Below are 16,007 nucleotides of genomic sequence, written 5' to 3'. Positions count from 1 at the left end.
ACGTGTGCCATTCCCCGGTCGCCGAAACAAAAAGCCGCGCAGTTGCGCGGCTTTTTCATGGGTTACTGCAGGTGCGAACCGGGTAGCGTCACGAGTCAAGCGGGCCGGGACGGTGATTCTCTTGGTGCAACTAACGGTCTGATTCCGCCAGTGCCTGCAAGCATCGACGCGCCCGCTCAGTTCACCTTCATCCGCTGCAGCTTGTTGTACAGCGTCTTCGGGCTGATGCCGAGCAGCGTAGCCGCGCGGTGGCGCGTACCGCCGACCGCATCGAGGGTCGCGCGGATCAGCAGATCCTCGACGTCAGACAACGGCGTGCCGACCTTGATCTGCACGCTGCTGCCGTTCAGCGCGGCGCCGGCCGAGAAACTCGGCTCGCCCGCGCGCAGCGTCTCGATGAAATCGCCCGATGCGTCGTACGCGAAGCGCACGCGTTCCTGCAGTTCGCGCACGTTGCCCGGCCATTCGTAGGACAGGCATTCGCGCACGAAGCCCGGTGCCGCGCGCTTGTCGGTCGTGCTGCGGCCGGTTGCGCGCGCTTCGCGGTTCAACTCGTCGATCAGCGCGTCGCCGATCGCGAGTGCATCGCCGTCGCGCTCGCGCAGCGGCGGCATCGTGATCGACGCCGCGTCGAGGCGCAACCACAGATCCTCGCGCAGCGTACCGTTCGCGACCGCTTCGCGTGCCGGGCGGCGCGTGGTCGCGATCAGCCGGAAATCGCTCGTGATCGAACTCGTGCCGCCGATCCGCATGAAGTTCTGCGAATCGAGTGCATGCAGCAGCGCTTCCTGCAGCACGAGCGGCAGCGCGGTGATTTCGTCGAGGAACAGCGTGCCGCCGCCGGCCTGCTCGAACAGGCCCGATTCGCGGCGCTCGGCGCCGTCGAACGCGCCGCGCTCATGGCCGAACAGTACGCTGTCGAGCGATGCGCCGTGCCGACCGGCCTGCGCGATCGTCCTGCAGTCGAACGACACGAACGGCCCCTTGCGGCGCCGGCTCAGGTCGTGCAGCGTGCGCGCGGCCAGCTTCTTGCCGGTACCGGCTTCGCCGGAGAACAGGACGGCCGTTTCGGTGCGCGCGTTGTGCTCGATCATGTCGTACACGTGCTGCATCGCGTCGCTGCGGCCGACCAGCGCGCCGAAGCGGCCGAGATGGCGTAGCGATGCGCGCAACGACTGCACTTCGTCGATCAGTTCGTAGGGGCGGGGAATCCGCGCGAGCAGACTGCGCAGGCGCGGAATGTTGATCGGCTTCAGCAGGTAGTCCCAGATGCCGTGACGCAGGCCCTCGATGGCGCTCTCGACCGTCGCATTGCCCGTCAGCACGATGACGGGCAGCGAGCCGTTCGGCTGTTGCTGCGGCAGGTGCTGGAGCAGGTCGAACCCGCTGCCGTCCGGCAGGTTCAGGTCGACGAGCACGACATCGGGAATCGAACGGCCGAGCGCCGTGCGCGCTTCGGCGAGCGACGTGGCCGTGTCGACCGAGAAGCCGTCCGCGGCGAGCAGCGCGGTGAGGCCGGACAGACTGTTGGGATCGTCTTCGACAATCAGGGCGTGTGGCATGGTGGACGCGAGTCGAGTCAAGAGAGGCGGGCTGTCGGTCATCGGGGCCGCAGCCGCATGTCAGATTAAAGACTGATTTTATGCCCCGCTGAACGCGTAACGAGCATTATTTCTCCGGCGCTATAAAACAGTTACCGATGATACAAATTGAATATCTTTACCGGTGGCTTTTGTGCTTTACATGAGCCTGGCCCGCGCTCGCTTGTTGGCGCCGGACAAACAAAAAGCGCCCCGAAGGGCGCTTTGTTCGATGCGGGCATCGCCGGCGATTACGCGCGGCTGCGGTATTCGTTCGTGCGCGTATCGATTTCGATCTTGTCGCCGGTGTTGCAGAACAGCGGCACTTGCAGTTCGAAGCCCGTTGCGAGCTTGGCGTTCTTCAGCACCTTGCCCGACGACGTGTCGCCCTTGACTGCCGGTTCCGTGTAGGTGATCTCGCGAACGAGGACCGTCGGCAGTTCGACCGAGATCGCCTTCTCGTTGTAGAACACGACTTCGCAAGCCATGCCGTCTTCGAGGTAGTTCAGCGCTTCGCCCATCATTTCGGCTTCGACTTCGAACTGGTTGTAGTCGGCGTCCATGAACACGTACATCGGGTCGGCGAAGTACGAGTACGTCACTTCCTTGCGGTCGAGTACGACGACGTCGAACTTGTCGTCAGCCTTGTAGACCGCTTCCTGGCCTGCATTCGTCAGCAGGTTCTTCATCTTCATCTTGACGACGGCGGAGTTACGGCCCGACTTGTTGTATTCAGCCTTGGCGATGACCCATGCGTCGCTGCCGATCTGCACGACGTTGCCTACGCGGAGTTCCTGTGCGGTTTTCATAAAAAACTGTCCTGATCAAATCAAATAAATAGGTGCCTGAGCGTTGCACAACGGGTGAGGCGCCAAGCAGACGCGTTCCGGTGGGCGCCAAAAGCAAGCGCTTGCGCGGTCGGCCGTCGGATAACCGCTTATTTTAACTGAGATTTTGCGTATTCCGCCAGCTTTCCCGTGAGATCGCCGACGGCCGCGAGCGCATCGGCCCAGCGGGCCGCGTTGGCGTCCAGTGCGGCGCGGTGCTGCCAGAAATCCGCCCAGTCGGGCGTGCCGGCGCCGTTCCAGGCATGCCAGAACCGCTCGAGCGCCGCGCGCGGCGCGTCGGCGAGGCCGGCCGACAGGTGCGCGAGCGCGGCGTCGAGCTTCGGCAGGTGCACGTCGTCGGCCTGCGGATAGATGTGCCACACGAACGGCTTGCGTGCCCACTGCGCGCGGACGAACGAATCCTCGCCGCGCACGAAATTGATGTCGGCCACCCACAGCAATGGATCGTAGTCAGCCTGGGGGACGAACGCGAGCCCGTGAGCCGTCAGGTTGCCGCTGTGCGCATGCGTGCCCGCGTCGAACGACTCGACCCCGAAAAAACGCGCGACGGCAGGCGACACGCGGCCGGCCGGCACGAGCGCGACGACCGGCGACGGGCCGTCGCGCCACTGCGCGAGCAGCGCGTCGACGGCCGGATTCTCGTACGCGAACAGGCTGACGACCGTCGTGCCGGCGGCCGGCGGCGCGCCGCCGGTCGCGCGCCGCCACCATGCGTCGCGCGCTGCCGCGTCGGCTTCAAAGGCCGTGCGGCGCGAATCGAGGTCGTGCTCCTTCAGGACGCCGCCGGTGCCGGCCGACAGGCCGGGGAAGAAGAACGTCTTCAGCAGCGGGTAGCGCGGATGCGGCGACGGGCGCAGATGGAAGTCGGCGACCCAGTCCTCGGCGCTCAGGTATTCGAGGTTGATCCACACCGGGCGGCGCGTGCGGCGCGCCATCGCCGCGAGATACGCGCCGGGCAACTCGCACGCGAACGCTTCGATCACGACATCGGCGATCTCCAGCGCGTCGCCGACTTCCGCATGCCAGTGCTCGACCACGATCGTGTCGACCGTCTGCCGACCCGCGTCGGGATCGACCCCGGGCAGCAGGCGCGAGAACGTGCGCAGGTCGTCGATGAACAGGCGAACCTGCCAGCCGTGCTCGTGCGCGAGCTGGCGCGCGAGGCGCCAGCAGACGCCGATGTCGCCGAAATTGTCGATCACGGTACAGAAGAGGTCGCAGGCGATCGGTTCGCCCGGCGCGGCGGGCAGGGGGGCAGCGGTGGTGCGTGGCATCGAAGCGGGCCGGTGAATGCTCTAAACTGGCGATTCTAATAGACCCGTTCCGCGTTACAAGGCGCCCGGATCACGCATGACATCCCCTGAAGCTCCCGATACCCCGTTCGAACCGAAGAAGATCCTTGCGCAGTTGCCGCACATGCCGGGCGTCTATCGCTATTACGACACGACGGGCGCCGTGCTCTATGTCGGCAAGGCGCGCGACCTGAAGAAGCGCGTATCGAGCTATTTCACGAAGACGCAGCTGTCGCCGCGCATCGCGATGATGGTCACGCGCATCGCGCGCATCGAGACGACCGTCACGCGTTCGGAGGCCGAAGCGCTGCTGCTCGAGAACAACCTGATCAAGGCGCTCGCGCCGCGCTACAACATCCTGTTTCGCGACGACAAGTCGTATCCGTACCTGAAGCTCACCGCGCACCGCTTTCCGCGCATGGCCTATTACCGCGGCTCGGTCGACAAGCAGAACCAGTATTTCGGGCCGTTCCCGAGCGCCTGGGCCGTGCGCGAGAGCATCCAGATCCTGCAGCGCGTGTTCCAGTTGCGCACTTGCGAGGATTCGGTCTTCAACAACCGCACGCGGCCGTGCCTGCTGCATCAGATCGGGCGCTGCACGGCGCCGTGCGTCGGCGCGATCTCCGACGAGGATTACGCGATCGACGTGTCGAACGCCGCGCGTTTCCTGCTTGGCCGGCAGTCCGAAGTGATGAAGGAGCTCGAGCAGAAGATGCACGCGTTCGCGTCCGAGCTGAAATTCGAGCAGGCGGCGGCCGTGCGCAACCAGATGAGCTCGCTCGCGACGGTGCTGCACCAGCAGGCGATCGAGGTCGGCAGCGACAGCGACGTCGACATCCTGGCGGTGGTCGCGCAGGGCGGGCGCGTGTGCGTGAACCTTGCGATGGTGCGCGGCGGCCGGCATCTCGGCGACAAGGCGTATTTCCCGACGCACGTCGAAAGCGCGCTGACGCTCGCCGAAGGCGGTCTCGGCGACGAGTCCGAACTGGCGGAGGTGGCCGCTGCACCGGCCGAAGCATTACCCGACCTGCCCGCCGAAGAAACCGGTCGCACGCGCGGCGACGCGGCGGCGTCGGTCGAGGCCGAGGTGCTCGACGCGTTCATCGCTCAGCACTATCTCGGCAATCGCGTGCCGCCCGTGCTGGTCGTGAGCCATGCGCCCGCGAGCCGCGACCTGCTCGAATTGCTGTCCGAGCAGGCCGGCCACAAGGTGTCGCTGGTGCGGCAGCCGCAGGGGCAGCGGCGCGCGTGGCTGTCGATGGCCGAGCAGAATGCGCAGATCGCGCTCATGCGGCTGCTGTCCGAGCAGGGCTCGCAGCAGGCGCGCACGCGTGCGCTCGCGGAGACGCTCAGCTACGAATGCGACGATCTCGCGACGCTGCGGATCGAATGCTTCGACATCAGTCATACGATGGGCGAGGCGACGCAGGCGTCGTGCGTCGTCTACCACCATCACAAGATGCAGTCGGGCGAGTACCGCCGCTACAACATCACCGGGATTACGCCGGGCGACGACTACGCGGCGATGCGGCAGGTGCTCACGCGCCGCTACGAGAAGATGGTCGAGCAGGCGGCCCAGGCGGCGGCTGTCGACGAAGCGGCCGGCATCGACGGCGAGTCGACGCGCCAGGCCGAGGCGTCGAGCCTGCTGCCGAACATCGTGCTGATCGACGGCGGCAAGGGTCAGGTCGAAATCGCGCGCCAGGTGTTCACCGAGCTCGGCCTCGATACGTCGATGCTGGTCGGCGTCGCGAAGGGCGAGGGGCGCAAGGTCGGCCTCGAGACGCTCGTGTTCGCGGACGGCCGCACGCCGCTCGAGCTCGGCAAGGAGAGCGCCGCCCTGATGCTCGTCGCACAGATTCGCGACGAGGCGCACCGCTTCGCGATCACCGGCATGCGCGCGAAGCGGGCGAAGGCGCGCCAGACGTCACGGCTCGAGGAGCTCGAGGGCGTGGGCGCGAAGCGCCGGCAGCGGCTGCTCGCGCGGTTCGGCGGGTTGCGCGGTGTCGTTGCCGCGAGCGTCGAGGAACTCGCGAGCGTCGAGGGCATCTCGCATGCGCTCGCCGAGCAGATCTACAAGCAGCTTCACTGACGCGGCCGTGCGGCCGGCTGCCTTGCCAGCGTTCTTGTGGCAGGCCGGTCGACACGGCACAATTGCGAATCCTTTACTGTCCCGCATGCCATGCCGTTCAATTTCCCGATTTTCCTGACGTGGGTACGGATCGTGCTGATTCCGCTCGTCGTCGGCGTGTTCTATCTGCCGGACACGGTGATGGGCGGCGCGCACCGCAATCTCGCGGCGGCGGCGATCTTCATTCTCGCCGCGCTGACCGACTGGTTCGACGGGTTTCTAGCCCGCAAGTGGAACCAGACGTCGTCGTTCGGCGCCTTTCTCGATCCGGTGGCGGACAAGCTGATGGTGACGGCGGCGCTGCTGATCCTCGTGCAGATTTCGCGCGTCGATGCGGCGATCGCGCTCGTGATCGTCGGCCGCGAGATCGCGATTTCGGCGCTGCGCGAATGGATGGCTCAGATCGGCGCGTCGAAGAGCGTGGCGGTGAATCAGCTCGGCAAGTTCAAGACCGCATGCCAGATGGTCGCGATTCCGATGCTGCTGTTCTACGGGCCGCTGCCGCTCGGCATCGCCACGATCGATACGCGCGTGTGGGGCGAGTGGCTGATGTATCTCGCGGCGGTGCTGACGATCTGGTCGATGCTGTACTACATGAAGCTCGCGTGGCCGCAAATTCGCGAGCGCGGCGGCGCGTGATGCGTGTCACGCGTTCGGTCGAGCAGGTTTTTTGGAAAAAGGGCTGGAAAAGCCCTTGACACACGAATGTGCCTTCGACATAATCTCGCTTCTCCGCTGCACGACGAAGTAAGTGTGTGACGGGGAAGCAGTAGCGCAGCAACATGCGGGAGTAGCTCAGTTGGTAGAGCGCAACCTTGCCAAGGTTGAGGTCGCGAGTTCGAGACTCGTCTCCCGCTCCAGATTTTTTCTGGCAGCGTGTAGTACGGCAAAGCGCTGCAGATGCAGGACACATGCGGGAGTAGCTCAGTTGGTAGAGCGCAACCTTGCCAAGGTTGAGGTCGCGAGTTCGAGACTCGTCTCCCGCTCCAGATTTTTCTGGCAGCGTGTGGTACGGCGAAGCGCTGCAGATGCAGGACAATGCGGGAGTAGCTCAGTTGGTAGAGCGCAACCTTGCCAAGGTTGAGGTCGCGAGTTCGAGACTCGTCTCCCGCTCCAAGTAATGGGGAAGCCACGCTTCCCTTTTTATTTGATGGACCTCCGGTCCTCGAATAAAAAATCTGTCTCTTGCCTCACGGCATCCGGACAGTCCGCTTTTGGCGCGATAGCAAAGCGGTTATGCAGCGGCCTGCAAAGCCGTTTAGGCCGGTTCGACTCCGGCTCGCGCCTCCAAGTAAGAAAAGAAAAAGCCCTGAGAAATCAGGGCTTTTTCTTTTGACTATCACGAACGGTTGCACAAGAAGAATGCGGAAGCTGCGCGCATGATGCTGCAGCTCTATCCGGCGGAACAGATGGCCGCAGAGCCAAAGTAACTTGGGCGGTGCCATGCATGCAGCGCCGGTGTTGCATGTTCGAATCATTATTCGGTGACGTACTGGCACACTCGCCGAGTTCCAGTAAAGGCATTTGGCGAGCGCGGAACCGTTGTGATGCGGCGCCTCTCACATCGTCAGTCTCGACACTTTTCGCCGATTTCGTCCCATTGACCACCCGCACGGTGTATCGACGCTGCAACGCATTTGCCAGGACTCGCCCGTACTTGATGCTCGGCATCGCCGAGCACTGTTCGGGCGGTGCAGTCGTGAGGCTGGCACGTTGTTCGCTTCATCAGTTGCGTTGGGAACGATAGTCGTTGCCCATTCACGATCACCCGACGATTCAACTTGCATGCGTCTCGGGAGGGCGTCCGAAACGTGGTGCGGTCGCTCTCCACTGCCACGGAAAAGGGGGCGCGTCCGGACGAAGTTGCGTCGTTGCGAGGCCAAACGCAGCATCGAAACTTGTGGTCTGGCAGGCGATCCCAATTAAAACATCAGACAAATAAGCGGCATCCAGGGGACGACCATGGCGAACATTCAACATACAATTCCTCGTCGTCTGAAAATGGCTGACCGTGCCCAGCAACTGCTGGATCTTCATTTTCCCGGCATACCTGAAATTTGGCTTTGGCACCCACATCGAAACGTTGGGTTCGTCACTATTCCTCGTACGCTACCGATTGCGATGCAAGCCGTCGACGCCCAGTCAAAGAGACAGCCAGCAGGTCAAACACTTTTCTGCCTGTGGGCAAGGGCGTGGAATTATCCAGTGCTGTCAATTGCCGATCCCTTGACCTTGGCGGCAGAGGTCGGATTCACCGGCGAGTGCGCTGTCGACACCTGGCGTCGCAGGATGAGTGGGCTACGCGAACTGAATTTCATCCGAACCAAGCCTGGGCCGTCTGGGCAGTTCCATCATGTCTTGCTACTGAACCCAAACGCAGCCATGGAATGGATGCGATCAAACGGCCTAGTACAGGATGAACTCTACGTCCGGTTCGTTGAGTGTCTTGCGGACATCGGTGCTCTTGACGAAACGGAGCCGATACGCCGGTTGGGGGCGCAGCAACCAGTTCCCATGGCCTGTAATTCGCAAACAAAGTCTGGACAGGCCCGCTGAATGCGGGCCCCTGTGCAATCAGCAATTGCCTTTCTTCGCCTGTCCCGGTGGGCAGAATCCGTTCCCCGGGCCACCCTGCGGTGCAACAACTACCGGCGCACCCGGAACGTATGCGACGCACCCACTGAGCGTGCCGACCATGCTCGCCGCTGCAAGCAACGCGATAACCCCTTTTTTCACTTCGTTCTCCCGTTATTGATGAAAGGGCCCAACGGCCCTTTCGGTGCGCTGCCGACGCGTCAGAAGCTGAAATTGACGTTCGACTGGCTGGTCGTTGCGTTGACGTTCGTCGATTGCGTTGCCCCCGACGCTGCGTCCGCTTCGATCGTATATTGTGCGGCGGCGGCCGGCGATGCGGCGAGCGCGACCGGTAGCGAACCCGAGTAAGTGCCGACGATCGGCGCGGCAGTGGGTACGTTGAGCGCATAGGCGCCCGTATCCAGGTTCGCGTTGATCGACGTGATCTCGTAGGCATTCGCGTCGATCGTCTGCAGCGCCCGCACGAATGCATTGGCGCTGGCAGTCACCGCACCGCTGACGGTGCTCATCGTCGACGCCGGCAGCGTGATCGGTGCGGTCGACGCCGACACCGCCGTGGTCGTGTTCACGACGACCGGGACGGAGCGCACGATACCCGACGCGAAGTTGTTCTGCACGATCACGACATCGTAATTGCCTTGCGTCGAGCTCTGGATCAGCGGCGACAGCACGAACTTGCCGGTGCTGTCGGCCACTGTGCCGCGGACGACCTTGCCGCCTTGCTCGGCATAGACCGTCGCGCCGGCTTCGGCCGAGGCGACGTAACCGGAGATCGCGCCGCTCACAACTGTCGGGACCGCAGTGACGACGGGTTTCAGCGCATACGAGCCGTTGCCGCGCTGGACGATCGACTTGCATGCGTTGAAGTCGAGCACGAGATCGACGAGCGTGTTGGGCTGGACCGTGAACGGGTGGATGATCTTGTAGCCACTTTGCGTCGCGCTCGGCGTGGCGAGCGCCTGTTCGCTGCCGCCGGTCGGGACGACCGAGTTCGCGAGGTTGTTACCTTGATTCTGTGCGAGAACCAGGCGGACTTGCTGATACTGGCCGGCGGGCAGGGCGGTCTGCCCGAGATCGGCGAGCACGCCGTTGGTCAGCGACAGCAGATCGATTTTCTGCGGTGTAGCGAGGGATACGGTCGACCAGCCGGCGTCGTTGTCTGCGGCGTTCGCGTTTGCGTTGACGCGGACTTGCGAGACGGTGATGTACACATGGTCGAAGCCACAGGATGGCGCATCCGTCATCGCGACGTGCAGCGTACCGGTTTGCGTGCCGCCACCGTCGTCGCCGCCGCCGCAACCGGCGAGGATGAATGGTACGAAGGCGGCGCAAAGGGCGCCTTTGATGATGTTGTTCATGTCACCCCCCAAGTTGGGATCGTTATTGTGGGTGACAGAAGAATAGCGGCACTCCAGCCTACTATTGGGGCATCTTTGAAACCAACAGTAACATTCTGTTTGATCGGTCAATTTTTACCGGGATTGGTGTCGCTTCGGATGGCAGCGTGCGAACCCAGGAGCGATTGTTTCTTCGTTGCTCGCGATATGCGCATCGCAGATAGGAGGCGACGACCTGATGTCGGATGACGAGCATATGCGCCGGCAAAGTCTCTTTTGTCACACGGTAGCGTCGCTTGGCCCAAGTCTATTTGAATGCCCCACGCGAGCAGACATGACTGCGTCGTTCGGCACTGCAAGTTGCTTTGCAACTCCGGTGGCGGGATCTGGCGTCCAGAAATACGAAAGCCCGCTGCGAGCAGGCTTCGGCCATGCGATGCCGCTCGTCCATCGCGACATCCGCTCAGCCGTCCACCGGTTGCGCAGGCGTGTCGAGCGTCAACTGATAGAACGCCGCATCGAGCCAGCGGCCGAACTTGAAGCCCGCTTCCTTGATCGTGCCCGAGTGCACGAATCCCAGCTTCGCATGCAGTGCGATGCTCCCCGCATTGGCCGCATCGATGCAGCCGACCAGTACGTGTACTTCCGCTTCCCGCGCGCGCCGGACGACTTCGCGCAGCAGCACTTCGCCAAGCCCGCGGCCACGCTGGTCGCGATGCACGTACACGCTGTGTTCGACCGTGTACTTGAACGCGGGAAACGCGCGGAACGTGCCCCAGCTCGCGAAGCCGAGCAGCGTGCCCGACGCGTCGACCGCGCCGATGACCGGGAAGCCGCCTGCGCGTTTCGCCGCGAACCACGCGACCATCGCTTCCGGCGGACGCGGCTTGTAGTCGTACAGCGCGGTCGAGTTCGCGATCGCGTCGTTCAGGATCTCGAGAATGGCCGGCGCATGCTCGGCCTCGCTGCAATCGGTCAGGCGCACGTCGTCGCGCTGTTTCGGGGAATTCATACGGACTCCTGTGGGCAGTAAGTGGGTCGCGCGCACGGCTGCTGCGACGACGCGTTCATCAGAGGGTGCGCATACCGGCGGCGGACGCGTCGCAGATCACGACGACATAACGCGCGGCGTGCGGCGACGGATTGCTGAAAATCAGCGGCTGGTCGAGCCGCATGGCCAGGCAGTCGCCTTCGTGAAGTTCGTGAAGCGTTTCGCCGAGCGTGACGTCGACGCGGCCGCTGATGATCCACACCTGCTGATGCAACGCGCTTTCGCGCCCGCCACTGTCGTACGCGACGCGCGCACCGGGCGGGAAATCCACCTCGACGAGCTGGATCGGCGACGGCCAGCCAGCCGGGGAGAGGTTGCGGCGCACATAACCGGACGCCGGATCCCGCCATTCGGCCTGCTGCGCGCGGCGTGCCAGCGGCTGCGCGGGCGCGTCGTCGTGGTCGCCGCCGAACAGCCCGGCCAGCGACACGCCGAGACCGGCTGCCAGCTTGTCGAGCACGACGGCCGTCGGGCTGGCCGATGCACGTTCGATGAGCGAGATCATCGAACGGCTGACGCCGGAGCGCGCAGCCAGTGCATCGAGCGTGTAGCCTCGTACGGTGCGCAGGTCGCGCACGCGCCGGGCGATGCGTTCGTTGATGCCGGTGTCGTCGGCAGCGGCGGTGACGGATTCTTTCATGGTGGATTTATTTTCCAGCAAACTGGAATTCAGTGTCAACGCTGGTGACGGGCTGGCGGACGTATCAACGGAATCCGCATGGCTTGCCCGCCAGCCGACCGCGGCGTAATATACGAACCGGCTACGTTTCGTTTAATTGGGGATATATGGGCATCATCAAGATTTCCGAGCACATGCACGAGCGGCTGCGCTCGACCAGCACGGCGCTGAGCCGCTCGATCAACGCACAGGCCGAGCACTGGCTGCGCGTCGGGATGCTGGCGGAACTCAATCCGGCGCTGTCCTACGGCGACATCTGCCGGATGCTGATCGAGGCCGAAGCACGGGGCGGCGACGCGGGGCCGGCGGAACCGGTCGAACACGGCATCGAGCAGGTGGCGTAATGGCGAAGCGAGACATCCCGATCCGCGGCATGGCGGAAATCGCCAAGTCGCGCGAAGCCGCGAAGCTGGCGTCACAGGTGCTGACGATGATCACCGAGCACGTGAAGCCGGGCGTCACCACCGACGAACTGGACGCACGCTGCCGCGAATACATCGTCGACGTGCTCGGGGCGATCCCGGCGAACATCGGCTACCACGGTTATCCGAAGACGCTGTGCACGTCGGTCAACCACGTGGTGTGTCACGGTATCCCGACGTCGCGGCCGTTGCGCGACGGCGACATCGTGAACCTCGACATCGCGGTGATCAAGGACGGCTGGTTTGGCGATACGAGCCGCATGTATTACGTCGGCGAACCGAACGAACTCGCGCGGCGCCTCGTCGCGACGACCTATGAGGCGATGCATGCGGGCATCCGCGCGGTACGCCCGGGTGCCACGCTTGGCGACGTCGGCTACGCGATCCAGCAGGTCGCGCATCGCGAAGGATTCAGCGTGGTTCGCGAGTACTGCGGGCACGGCATCGGCGACGTCTATCACGACGAGCCGCAGGTGCTTCACTACGGCCGCCCGGGCACCGGTGTACCGCTGCGGCCGGGGATGATCTTCACGATCGAGCCGATGCTCAACGCGGGCAAGCGCGACACGCGCATGCTGGCGGACGGTTGGACGGTCGTCACGAAGGACCATTCGTTGTCGGCCCAATGGGAGCACATGGTCGTGGTGACGGAAACGGGCTTCGAGGTGCTGACCGAGGATGTGAAGCCGCAAGCGTTCCCGGCGCTGTCCGGCACGCATGCTGCCTGACGCGTAAAGTGCGCCGCGAAGGGCGGTGCGGCGGCACAGTGAAACGGGCTCCTTTGCGGAGCCCGTTTCGTTCGAGGTCATGCGGCGCGATTCATGCGTGAACGCGGCGACCTGCCGCGCGCCGCGCGGTGGATGAACGCGGCTCAGCCGTTGCTCAACCGCGCGCCTTCTGCCAGGCGGATTCGACGAATACGCGGCAGAGCGCCTCCATCCCCTGGCGGTCTTCTTCGTCGAAGCGCGCGGCTACCGGGCTGTCGACGTCCCACACGCCGATCAGCGTGCCGTCGCCGGCCACCAGCGGCACGACGATTTCCGATTCCGACGCGGCGTCGCACGCGATATGGCCGGGGAAGTCATGCACGTCGCGCACGACCTGCGTCTCGCGCGTCTGCGCAGCCGTGCCGCACACGCCCTTGCCGAGCGCGATCCGCACGCAGGCGGGCTTGCCCTGGAACGGCCCGACCACGAGCTCCGTCCCGTCGAAGAAGTAGAAGCCGGCCCAGTTGAGACGGTCGAGCGAGTGGTAGACCAGCGCGGCGAAGTTGGCCGCGTTCGCGGTCAGGTCGCGTTCGGATTCGACGAGCGCGCGTGCTTGCTCGACGAGCGTCGCGTATTGATCGGCCTTGGAGGCGTTGGGGTCGTTGGACAGCGTGAACATGGCGGAAAAGCGATCAGGGTTGTGGAATGCGCGATGCGCGTACCGCAGTCTACGGCACGCACGCACGGTTTGCAGCGCGCGGTTGCGCGTGACGCGGCGAGCTCAGTCGGGTTCGAGTTCGGCAAACCGCGCGGCCAGAAAATCGAGCAGCGCGCGCACCGCAGGCAGCAACCCCCGGCGCGACGCGAACACCGCATGCACGATCTCGCGGCGCGGTGCCCAGTCGGGCAGCACGGTTACCAGCGCGCCGCGCGCGACCTCGTCGCGCACCATCATCGTCGGCAACTGCACGATGCCGACACCCGCGACGGCCGCTGCGCGCAACGCGAGCATGCCGCCGGTCACAAAGCGCGGCAGGTGGTGGATTTCCGCATGCGCGCCGTCGGGCCCGCGCAGCCGCCACACGTGCGTGGACTGCGGGACGCCGTGATCGAGGCTCGGCAGGCGCGCGAGATCGGCGGGAACGGCCGGTGCGCCATGCTCGCGCAGCAGTGCGGGGCTCGCGACGAGGCACTGGCCGCGCTCGGCCAGCACGCGCAGCGCGAGATCGCTGTCCTCGAGCGGCGGCGGGCGTACGCGGATCGCGACGTCGATCCCTTCGCCGACCACGTCGACGCGCCGGTTGGTCGCTTCCAGATGAATCTCGACGCGCGGGCACGCGACCATGAACGCGGCGATCATCTCGCCGACGAGCGAATCGAGCAGCACGATCGGGCAACTGACGCGCACGATGCCGCGCGGCTCCTCGTGCAGCAGCGCGATCGCCTCGTCGGCCGCATCGGCCTCGACGAGCATCGCGCGGCAATGCGCGTAGTAGGTCTGGCCGACGTCGGTAACGGTGAAGCGGCGCGTCGAGCGCTGGATCAGCCGCATCCCGAGCCGCGCCTCGAGCAGCGCGATGCGGCGGCTCAGCTTCGATTTCGGCATGTCCAGCGCACGCCCGGCCGGTGCGAAGCCGCCGTGTTCGACGACCTGCACGAAATAATAGAGATCGTTCAGATCCCGCGCTTTATCGTTCATGAAATGGAACGCTGAGTGCGATTTTGGCAGTCTACCGGATCGATCGTTCCACCTCTATATTCCTGTCCAGGATGCGAAACACGTGTTTCGCCGCAATTCGGAGAAGGCAATGAAGAAGATCCAGGGTGTGTACAGTGCGCCGCGCGGCCATTGGGTCGGCGACGGTTTCCCGGTGCGTTCGATGTTCAGCTACCAGTCTCACGGCGCGCATCTGAGCCCGTTCCTGCTGCTCGACTATGCCGGCCCGGCCACGTTCGAGCCGGGCTCGGCCTCGGCGCCGCGCGGTGTCGGCCAGCATCCGCACCGCGGGTTCGAGACGGTGACGATCGTCTATGACGGCGAGGTCGCGCACCGCGACTCGACCGGCGCGGGCGGCGTGATCGGCCCGGGTGACGTGCAGTGGATGACGGCCGCGAGCGGGATCCTGCACGAGGAATTCCACTCGGAGGGGTTCACCAAGCGTGGCGGCCCGCTCGAGATGGTCCAGCTGTGGGTGAACCTGCCCGCCAAGGACAAGATGGGGGCGCCCGGCTACCAGACGCTGCTGGATGCCGACATCCCCGTGGTCGAGCTGCCTGACGGCGCGGGGCGTGCGCGGATCATCGCGGGCGAGCTCGACGGGCGGCGCGGCCCGGCCCGCACGCATACGCCGATCGACGTATGGGACGTGCGGCTCGTGGCCGGCGGCCATGCGCGGTTCCCGGTCGCCGAAGGGCGCACGCTCGCGGTGGTCGTGCTGAGCGGTACCGTGCAGGTGAACGGCGAGACGGTCGCCCGCGAAGCGCAGTTCGTGCAGCTCGGTCGCGACGGTAGCGACGTCGAGATCGAAGCGAACGGCGACGCGAAGCTGCTGATCCTGAGCGGCGAACCGATCGACGAGCCCGTCGTCGGATACGGGCCGTTCGTGATGAACTCGCAAGCGGAGATCCGCACCGCGATCGAGGACTTCAACAACGGCCGCTTCGGCCAGATGCCGGCATGACGGACAGGCCCCGCGCAATGCGGGGCCTTTTTTTCGGGGGCGGGCAGCCGGTCGCGCGGCGCGTGCGCTTCGGGGCATAATCGACGATTGCCGCGCGCCGGCCGGCGCGCCCGAATCAGGACCGACCATGAACGCATCCGCCGCATCCCCGAGCGCCGCCGATCTCGACTGGCGCTGGAAATCCTTCGACGCGCTGACGGCGCGCGAAGTCTATTCGATCCTCGAAGCCCGCAGCGCCGTGTTCGTCGTCGAGCAGAATTGCGTGTATCGCGACATCGACGACGCGGACCAGGCCGCGTGGCACCTGGCTGCATTCGATCCGGCCGGGCGCCTCGCCGGCTATCTGCGCGTGCTGTTGCCGGATGCGCAGAACACCGATGTCCGCATCGGCCGCGTGCTGACGACCGCCGCGTTTCGCGGCGCCGGCCTGGGCAACGGGCTGCTGTCGCGCGCGCTCGAGCATATTCGCGCGCAGTGGCCGGATACGCCGGTGAGCCTGCATGCGCAGGCTCACTTGCAGCGTTTTTACGGGGCATTCGGCTTCGCGCCGAGCTCGGACGTGCACGACGAGGACGGCATCCCGCACGTGTGGATGAGCAGCGCACGCGCGTAATGCGCGCCGCGCCGCGCGGCAGTCAGTGCGCGGCGCGCGCGACCGACGGCGCGTCCGCGCGTTGCGCGGCC

At 65.0% G+C, this 16,007-nt stretch carries 15 protein-coding genes and 4 tRNA genes; 11 read left to right on the top strand and 8 right to left on the bottom strand.

Features of this window, described 5'->3' with window-relative positions:
- Positions 1-176 precede the first annotated feature (176 nt).
- The 3 genes from DPV74_RS12925 to earP all read right to left on the bottom strand — a co-directional run bounded on the left by DPV74_RS12925 (position 177) and on the right by earP (position 3,702).
- On the bottom strand, positions 177-1,562 hold the full coding sequence (locus DPV74_RS12925) for a sigma-54 dependent transcriptional regulator (protein ID WP_027788001.1): 1,386 nt from the start codon (positions 1,560-1,562) through the stop codon (positions 177-179).
- A gap of 269 nt (positions 1,563-1,831) precedes the next feature.
- Positions 1,832-2,389 carry an elongation factor P gene (gene efp, locus DPV74_RS12920; protein ID WP_011351421.1) on the bottom strand — a complete coding sequence of 186 codons (558 nt, stop codon included), beginning with the start codon at positions 2,387-2,389 and terminating at the stop codon, positions 1,832-1,834.
- A gap of 128 nt (positions 2,390-2,517) precedes the next feature.
- Positions 2,518-3,702, bottom strand: a complete 1,185-nt coding sequence (earP, locus tag DPV74_RS12915) for an elongation factor P maturation arginine rhamnosyltransferase EarP (RefSeq protein WP_060086481.1) — start codon at positions 3,700-3,702, stop codon at positions 2,518-2,520.
- A gap of 76 nt (positions 3,703-3,778) precedes the next feature.
- Here earP and uvrC point away from each other — a divergent pair, with 76 nt between their 5' ends.
- From uvrC to DPV74_RS12880, 7 genes are all read left to right on the top strand, one after another.
- Entirely contained in the window at positions 3,779-5,812 is a 2,034-nt protein-coding gene (uvrC, locus tag DPV74_RS12910; RefSeq protein ID WP_119337346.1) for an excinuclease ABC subunit UvrC, read from the top strand.
- A 90-nt stretch (positions 5,813-5,902) separates the two neighbouring features.
- Positions 5,903-6,490, top strand: coding sequence for a CDP-diacylglycerol--glycerol-3-phosphate 3-phosphatidyltransferase (gene pgsA, locus DPV74_RS12905; RefSeq protein WP_021163085.1), 588 nt, complete (start codon positions 5,903-5,905; stop codon positions 6,488-6,490).
- 145 nt (positions 6,491-6,635) lie between these two features.
- Positions 6,636-6,711 (top strand) — tRNA-Gly (locus tag DPV74_RS12900).
- Positions 6,712-6,764: 53 nt separating this feature from the next.
- Positions 6,765-6,840: transfer RNA gene (locus tag DPV74_RS12895), tRNA-Gly, on the top strand.
- A gap of 51 nt (positions 6,841-6,891) precedes the next feature.
- Positions 6,892-6,967, top strand: a tRNA-Gly gene (locus DPV74_RS12890).
- A 100-nt stretch (positions 6,968-7,067) separates the two neighbouring features.
- A tRNA-Cys gene (locus DPV74_RS12885) sits at positions 7,068-7,141 on the top strand.
- Between the two features lie 672 nt (positions 7,142-7,813).
- Complete coding sequence (locus DPV74_RS12880; RefSeq protein WP_119337345.1) at positions 7,814-8,407, top strand: hypothetical protein; 594 nt, start codon at positions 7,814-7,816, stop codon at positions 8,405-8,407.
- Positions 8,408-8,646: 239 nt separating this feature from the next.
- Here the strand turns inward: DPV74_RS12880 and DPV74_RS12875 are convergent, their stop codons facing one another.
- From DPV74_RS12875 to DPV74_RS12865, 3 genes are all read right to left on the bottom strand, one after another.
- Positions 8,647-9,804: a DUF4382 domain-containing protein gene (locus tag DPV74_RS12875; protein ID WP_119337344.1), complete on the bottom strand. Its 1,158-nt coding sequence runs from the start codon at positions 9,802-9,804 to the stop codon at positions 8,647-8,649.
- A 442-nt stretch (positions 9,805-10,246) separates the two neighbouring features.
- Positions 10,247-10,795, bottom strand: a complete 549-nt coding sequence (locus DPV74_RS12870) for a GNAT family N-acetyltransferase (protein ID WP_119337343.1) — start codon at positions 10,793-10,795, stop codon at positions 10,247-10,249.
- A gap of 58 nt (positions 10,796-10,853) precedes the next feature.
- Positions 10,854-11,474, bottom strand: coding sequence for a helix-turn-helix domain-containing protein (locus tag DPV74_RS12865; protein WP_027787996.1), 621 nt, complete (start codon positions 11,472-11,474; stop codon positions 10,854-10,856).
- Between the two features lie 146 nt (positions 11,475-11,620).
- Here DPV74_RS12865 and DPV74_RS12860 point away from each other — a divergent pair, with 146 nt between their 5' ends.
- Together DPV74_RS12860 and map are read left to right on the top strand one after the other, a co-directional pair.
- Positions 11,621-11,857 carry a ParD-like family protein gene (locus DPV74_RS12860; RefSeq protein WP_021163089.1) on the top strand — a complete coding sequence of 79 codons (237 nt, stop codon included), beginning with the start codon at positions 11,621-11,623 and terminating at the stop codon, positions 11,855-11,857.
- Positions 11,857-12,663 (top strand): type I methionyl aminopeptidase, encoded by an 807-nt coding sequence (map, locus tag DPV74_RS12855; RefSeq protein ID WP_119337342.1) that lies wholly within the window; start codon positions 11,857-11,859, stop codon positions 12,661-12,663. Before DPV74_RS12860 ends, map begins: the two co-directional genes overlap by 1 nt.
- A gap of 154 nt (positions 12,664-12,817) precedes the next feature.
- On the opposite strand, the gene DPV74_RS12850 is transcribed toward map, so the two are convergent.
- Together DPV74_RS12850 and DPV74_RS12845 are read right to left on the bottom strand one after the other, a co-directional pair.
- Complete coding sequence (locus DPV74_RS12850) at positions 12,818-13,321, bottom strand: GAF domain-containing protein (protein WP_021163091.1); 504 nt, start codon at positions 13,319-13,321, stop codon at positions 12,818-12,820.
- Positions 13,322-13,423: 102 nt separating this feature from the next.
- Positions 13,424-14,341, bottom strand: a complete 918-nt coding sequence (locus DPV74_RS12845) for a LysR family transcriptional regulator (protein ID WP_021163092.1) — start codon at positions 14,339-14,341, stop codon at positions 13,424-13,426.
- Positions 14,342-14,450: 109 nt separating this feature from the next.
- Here DPV74_RS12845 and DPV74_RS12840 point away from each other — a divergent pair, with 109 nt between their 5' ends.
- Together DPV74_RS12840 and DPV74_RS12835 are read left to right on the top strand one after the other, a co-directional pair.
- Positions 14,451-15,323 carry a pirin family protein gene (locus DPV74_RS12840; RefSeq protein ID WP_060196103.1) on the top strand — a complete coding sequence of 291 codons (873 nt, stop codon included), beginning with the start codon at positions 14,451-14,453 and terminating at the stop codon, positions 15,321-15,323.
- Positions 15,324-15,450: 127 nt separating this feature from the next.
- Positions 15,451-15,936, top strand: coding sequence for a GNAT family N-acetyltransferase (locus tag DPV74_RS12835; RefSeq protein WP_027787991.1), 486 nt, complete (start codon positions 15,451-15,453; stop codon positions 15,934-15,936).
- The last annotated feature ends 71 nt before the right edge of the window (positions 15,937-16,007 follow it).

Source organism: Burkholderia sp. HAN2018, assembly GCF_024704855.1.
Lineage (GTDB): Bacteria > Pseudomonadota > Gammaproteobacteria > Burkholderiales > Burkholderiaceae > Burkholderia > Burkholderia cepacia.
This window is presented reverse-complemented; position numbering and strand designations above follow the sequence as displayed.

What these genes read in the sequence shown, in the direction of transcription:
- DPV74_RS12925 (WP_027788001.1), bottom strand. Translation starts at nt 1,562, where the DNA reads ATGCCACACGCCCTGATTGTCGAAGACGATCCCAACAGTCTGTCCGGC.
- efp (WP_011351421.1), bottom strand. Translation starts at nt 2,389, where the DNA reads ATGAAAACCGCACAGGAACTCCGCGTAGGCAACGTCGTGCAGATCGGC.
- earP (WP_060086481.1), bottom strand. Translation starts at nt 3,702, where the DNA reads ATGCCACGCACCACCGCTGCCCCCCTGCCCGCCGCGCCGGGCGAACCG.
- uvrC (WP_119337346.1), top strand. Translation starts at nt 3,779, where the DNA reads ATGACATCCCCTGAAGCTCCCGATACCCCGTTCGAACCGAAGAAGATC.
- pgsA (WP_021163085.1), top strand. Translation starts at nt 5,903, where the DNA reads ATGCCGTTCAATTTCCCGATTTTCCTGACGTGGGTACGGATCGTGCTG.
- DPV74_RS12880 (WP_119337345.1), top strand. Translation starts at nt 7,814, where the DNA reads ATGGCGAACATTCAACATACAATTCCTCGTCGTCTGAAAATGGCTGAC.
- DPV74_RS12875 (WP_119337344.1), bottom strand. Translation starts at nt 9,804, where the DNA reads ATGAACAACATCATCAAAGGCGCCCTTTGCGCCGCCTTCGTACCATTC.
- DPV74_RS12870 (WP_119337343.1), bottom strand. Translation starts at nt 10,795, where the DNA reads ATGAATTCCCCGAAACAGCGCGACGACGTGCGCCTGACCGATTGCAGC.
- DPV74_RS12865 (WP_027787996.1), bottom strand. Translation starts at nt 11,474, where the DNA reads ATGAAAGAATCCGTCACCGCCGCTGCCGACGACACCGGCATCAACGAA.
- DPV74_RS12860 (WP_021163089.1), top strand. Translation starts at nt 11,621, where the DNA reads ATGGGCATCATCAAGATTTCCGAGCACATGCACGAGCGGCTGCGCTCG.
- map (WP_119337342.1), top strand. Translation starts at nt 11,857, where the DNA reads ATGGCGAAGCGAGACATCCCGATCCGCGGCATGGCGGAAATCGCCAAG.
- DPV74_RS12850 (WP_021163091.1), bottom strand. Translation starts at nt 13,321, where the DNA reads ATGTTCACGCTGTCCAACGACCCCAACGCCTCCAAGGCCGATCAATAC.
- DPV74_RS12845 (WP_021163092.1), bottom strand. Translation starts at nt 14,341, where the DNA reads ATGAACGATAAAGCGCGGGATCTGAACGATCTCTATTATTTCGTGCAG.
- DPV74_RS12840 (WP_060196103.1), top strand. Translation starts at nt 14,451, where the DNA reads ATGAAGAAGATCCAGGGTGTGTACAGTGCGCCGCGCGGCCATTGGGTC.
- DPV74_RS12835 (WP_027787991.1), top strand. Translation starts at nt 15,451, where the DNA reads ATGAACGCATCCGCCGCATCCCCGAGCGCCGCCGATCTCGACTGGCGC.